A 4062-nucleotide genomic window follows, 5' to 3' on the forward strand; every position below is an offset into this window, starting at 1 on the left:
AATCGGCTGGGCGTTGATGATGATGGTCCGTCGCGTGAGACGCTCAATCTCGCGCACCTGATTGGTTGCCTAACCGCGCCATCGGACAGATCTCGAGAAGCTGGTCTTTTTAAGTCCAATGCATTGAAGTTGGGTCCTGGTGCTTTCCGCAAGGAGGCGTCCTGGAGCCAAAAGAGATGGATATTGGCAATGTGAATGATCAAGTGTCTTAAGGGCAATTGGTGGATGCCTTGGCATGCACAGGCGATGAAGGACGTGATACGCTGCGATAAGCGTCGGGGAGGTGCGAATACCCTTTGATCCGACGATTTCCGAATGGGGAAACCCACCTAAGATCTCTAGGAAATCATTTTGGTTTTGTCCTCACGGATGAGCGCGGCTTTGCCGCTATCCTCCGGATGGGGCGCGCAAAAATGCGCGACGGCCGGTCGGCCTTGCGAAGGCTTTGCCTTCGTGGGGGCCGTACTGATCGGTGAAAGTTGGCGGTTTTAGACCGCTAGGTCGTCGGGCCTCGTGGCCCGCGCCCACGCAGGGCCCGGTTGCAAAGCGACCGATGCGGCCCGTGAGTGCGAACCCAAATGATTTCTAGAGATCGCAATTAGGTAACTTGACCTGAATACATAGGGTCAAGTGGCGAACGCGGGGAACTGAAACATCTAAGTACCCGTAGGAAAGGACATCAACCGAGACTCCGCAAGTAGTGGCGAGCGAACGCGGACCAGGCCAGTGGTAATCATGAGACAAGCGGAACCGTCTGGAAAGTCGGGCCATAGTGGGTGACAGCCCCGTATGCGTAATGCGAATGATTATCCTTGAGTAAGGCGGGACACGTGAAATCCTGTCTGAACGTGGGGGGACCACCCTCCAAGCCTAAGTACTCGTGCATGACCGATAGCGAACTAGTACCGTGAGGGAAAGGTGAAAAGCACCCCGACAAGGGGAGTGAAATAGTACCTGAAACCGATTGCCTACAAACAGTGGGAGCCTGAAATGGTGACCACGTACCTTTTGTATAATGGGTCAGCGACTTAGTGTAACGAGCAAGCTTAAGCCGGTAGGTGGAGGCGTAGCGAAAGCGAGTCTTAATAGGGCGTCCAGTTCGTTGCATTAGACCCGAAACCGAGTGATCTAGCCATGAGCAGGCTGAAGGTTGGGTAACACCAACTGGAGGGCCGAACCCATATCTGTTGCAATAGATCGGGATGACTTGTGGCTAGGGGTGAAAGGCCAATCAAACTCGGAAATAGCTGGTTCTCCGCGAAATCTATTTAGGTAGAGCGTCGACCGAATACCCTCGGGGGTAGAGCACTGGATGGGCTAGGGGTCCTCACCGGATTACCAAACCTAACCAAACTCCGAATACCGAGGAGTACTAGTCGGCAGACACACGGCGGGTGCTAACGTCCGTCGTGGAAAGGGAAACAACCCTGACCAACAGCTAAGGTCCCCAAGTTATGGCTAAGTGGGAAAGGATGTGAGGATCCCAAAACAACCAGGATGTTGGCTTAGAAGCAGCCATCATTTAAAGAAAGCGTAACAGCTCACTGGTCTAAGTAAGGGTCTTTGCGCCGAAAATGTAACGGGGCTCAAGCCATACACCGAAGCTTTGGGTTTGCAGTTTACTGCAAGCGGTAGCGGAGCGTTCCGTAAGCCAGTGAAGGGAGATCCGTGAGGACTCCTGGAGGTATCGGAAGTGCGAATGCTGACATGAGTAACGATAAAGCGGGTGAGAGACCCGCTCGCCGAAAGTCCAAGGGTTCCTGCTTAAAGTTAATCTGAGCAGGGTTAGCCGGCCCCTAAGGCGAGGCCGAAAGGCGTAGTCGATGGGAACCACGTTAATATTCGTGGGCCTGCGGGTAGTGACGGATCGCGTAGCTTGTCCATCCTTATCGGATTGGTTGGGCAGGGAAGCGGTTCCAGGAAATAGCTCCCGCGTATAGACCGTACCCGAAACCGACACAGGTGGACTGGTAGAGAATACCAAGGCGCTTGAGAGAACTCTGCTGAAGGAACTCGGCAAATTGCATGCGTAACTTCGGGATAAGCATGACCTTGCATCGGGCAACCGGTGTGAGGTGACACAGACCAGGGGGTAGCGACTGTTTATCAAAAACACAGGGCTCTGCGAAGTCGCAAGACGACGTATAGGGTCTGACGCCTGCCCGGTGCTGGAAGGTTAAGAGGAGAGGTGCAAGCTTTGAATCGAAGCCCCAGTAAACGGCGGCCGTAACTATAACGGTCCTAAGGTAGCGAAATTCCTTGTCGGGTAAGTTCCGACCTGCACGAATGGCGTAACGACTTCCCCGCTGTCTCCAGCAGAGGCTCAGTGAAATTGAATTCCCCGTGAAGATGCGGGGTTCCTGCGGTTAGACGGAAAGACCCCGTGCACCTTTACTATAGCTTTACACTGGCATTCGTGTCGGCATGTGTAGGATAGGTGGTAGACTTTGAAGCCCGGGCGCCAGCTCGGGTGGAGTCACCCTTGAAATACCACCCTTATCTACATGGATGTCTAACCGCGGCCCGTCATCCGGGTCCGGGACAGTGTATGGTGGGTAGTTTGACTGGGGCGGTCGCCTCCTAAAGAGTAACGGAGGCGCGCGATGGTGGGCTCAGAACGGTCGGAAATCGTTCGCTGAGTGCAATGGCATAAGCCTGCCTGACTGCGAGACTGACAAGTCGAGCAGAGACGAAAGTCGGTCATAGTGATCCGGTGGTCCCGCGTGGAAGGGCCATCGCTCAACGGATAAAAGGTACGCCGGGGATAACAGGCTGATGACCCCCAAGAGTCCATATCGACGGGGTTGTTTGGCACCTCGATGTCGACTCATCGCATCCTGGGGCTGGAGCAGGTCCCAAGGGTATGGCTGTTCGCCATTTAAAGCGGTACGTGAGTTGGGTTCAGAACGTCGTGAGACAGTTCGGTCCCTATCTGCCGTGGGTGTAGGAATATTGACAGGATCTGTCCCTAGTACGAGAGGACCGGGATGGACGTATCTCTGGTGGACCTGTTGTGGCGCCAGCCGCATAGCAGGGTAGCTATATACGGACGGGATAACCGCTGAAGGCATCTAAGCGGGAAACCCACCTGAAAACGAGTATTCCCTGAGAGTCGTGGTAGACGACCACGTTGATAGGCCGGGTGTGGAAGTGCGGCAACGCATGAAGCTTACCGGTACTAATAACTCGATCGGCTTGATCATTCACATTGCTCGTATCCATCTTCTCGCTCAGTTTTGTCACGTCCTCACGGATGAGCGCGGCTTCGCCGCTATCCTCCGACAGGGCGCGCAAAAATGCGCGACGGCCGGTCGGCCTTGCAGGGCTTCGCCCTGATCGCCAACCGGAAATGGTGCAAAAAAGACAAAAGCAGCAGGGAGCATGCAAAAGGCATATAGACTGCCGACTGCCCATTCCCCACTGTCCAACCCAGCTTCTCGTACAGTTTGATGTGTTTCGCCGACCTGGTGGTCATGGCGGAGCGGCTGCACCCGATCCCATTCCGAACTCGGCCGTGAAACGCTCCAGCGCTGATGGTACTTCGTCTCAAGACGCGGGAGAGTAAGTCGCTGCCAGGTCTGCAAAACACATCAAACCCGATTCTCAATACGATCAACCCGCAAAACAAAGCGGGATACAAAAGGGGCCATAAGCCCCTTTTTGCATGCAAACACAAAACGTAAGCAAACGCTTACGAAAAACGGTGACGCGGGGTGGAGCAGCCCGTCCGGCCGACAATCGATCCACCGGATCGATTGCTCATCAGCCTCACCTCGTCAGGCAAGCCTGACAAGCTCCCGGGCAATAAATGCCCGAAACATCGGTGACGCGGGGTGGAGCAGCCCGGTAGCTCGTCAGGCTCATAACCTGAAGGTCGCAGGTTCAAATCCTGCCCCCGCAACCAACCAATACAATCGCGACAATCATAACCTCCAAGGCAAACGCCGCGGAGGCTTTTTGCGTTCAAGAAGCTGCTGCCTCTTCAGCGCACCTTGACCAGAGCCCAAACCCCAACACCCGTCAAATCATCGCCTCAATCAAAAACGGACCCACACCCAAAAG

General features: G+C 54.8%; 1 tRNA gene and 2 rRNA genes. All 3 read left to right on the forward strand.

The window, feature by feature from the left end:
- Positions 1–197: 197 nt before the first annotated feature.
- Positions 198–3203 (forward strand): 23S ribosomal RNA (locus AAFN84_RS24705).
- A gap of 260 nt (positions 3204–3463) precedes the next feature.
- A 5S ribosomal RNA gene (rrf, locus tag AAFN84_RS24710) occupies positions 3464–3578 on the forward strand.
- A gap of 249 nt (positions 3579–3827) precedes the next feature.
- Positions 3828–3904, forward strand: a tRNA-Met gene (locus AAFN84_RS24715).
- The last annotated feature ends 158 nt before the right edge of the window (positions 3905–4062 follow it).

This window comes from Mesorhizobium sp. CAU 1741 (assembly GCF_039839275.1).
GTDB lineage: Bacteria > Pseudomonadota > Alphaproteobacteria > Rhizobiales > Rhizobiaceae > Aerobium.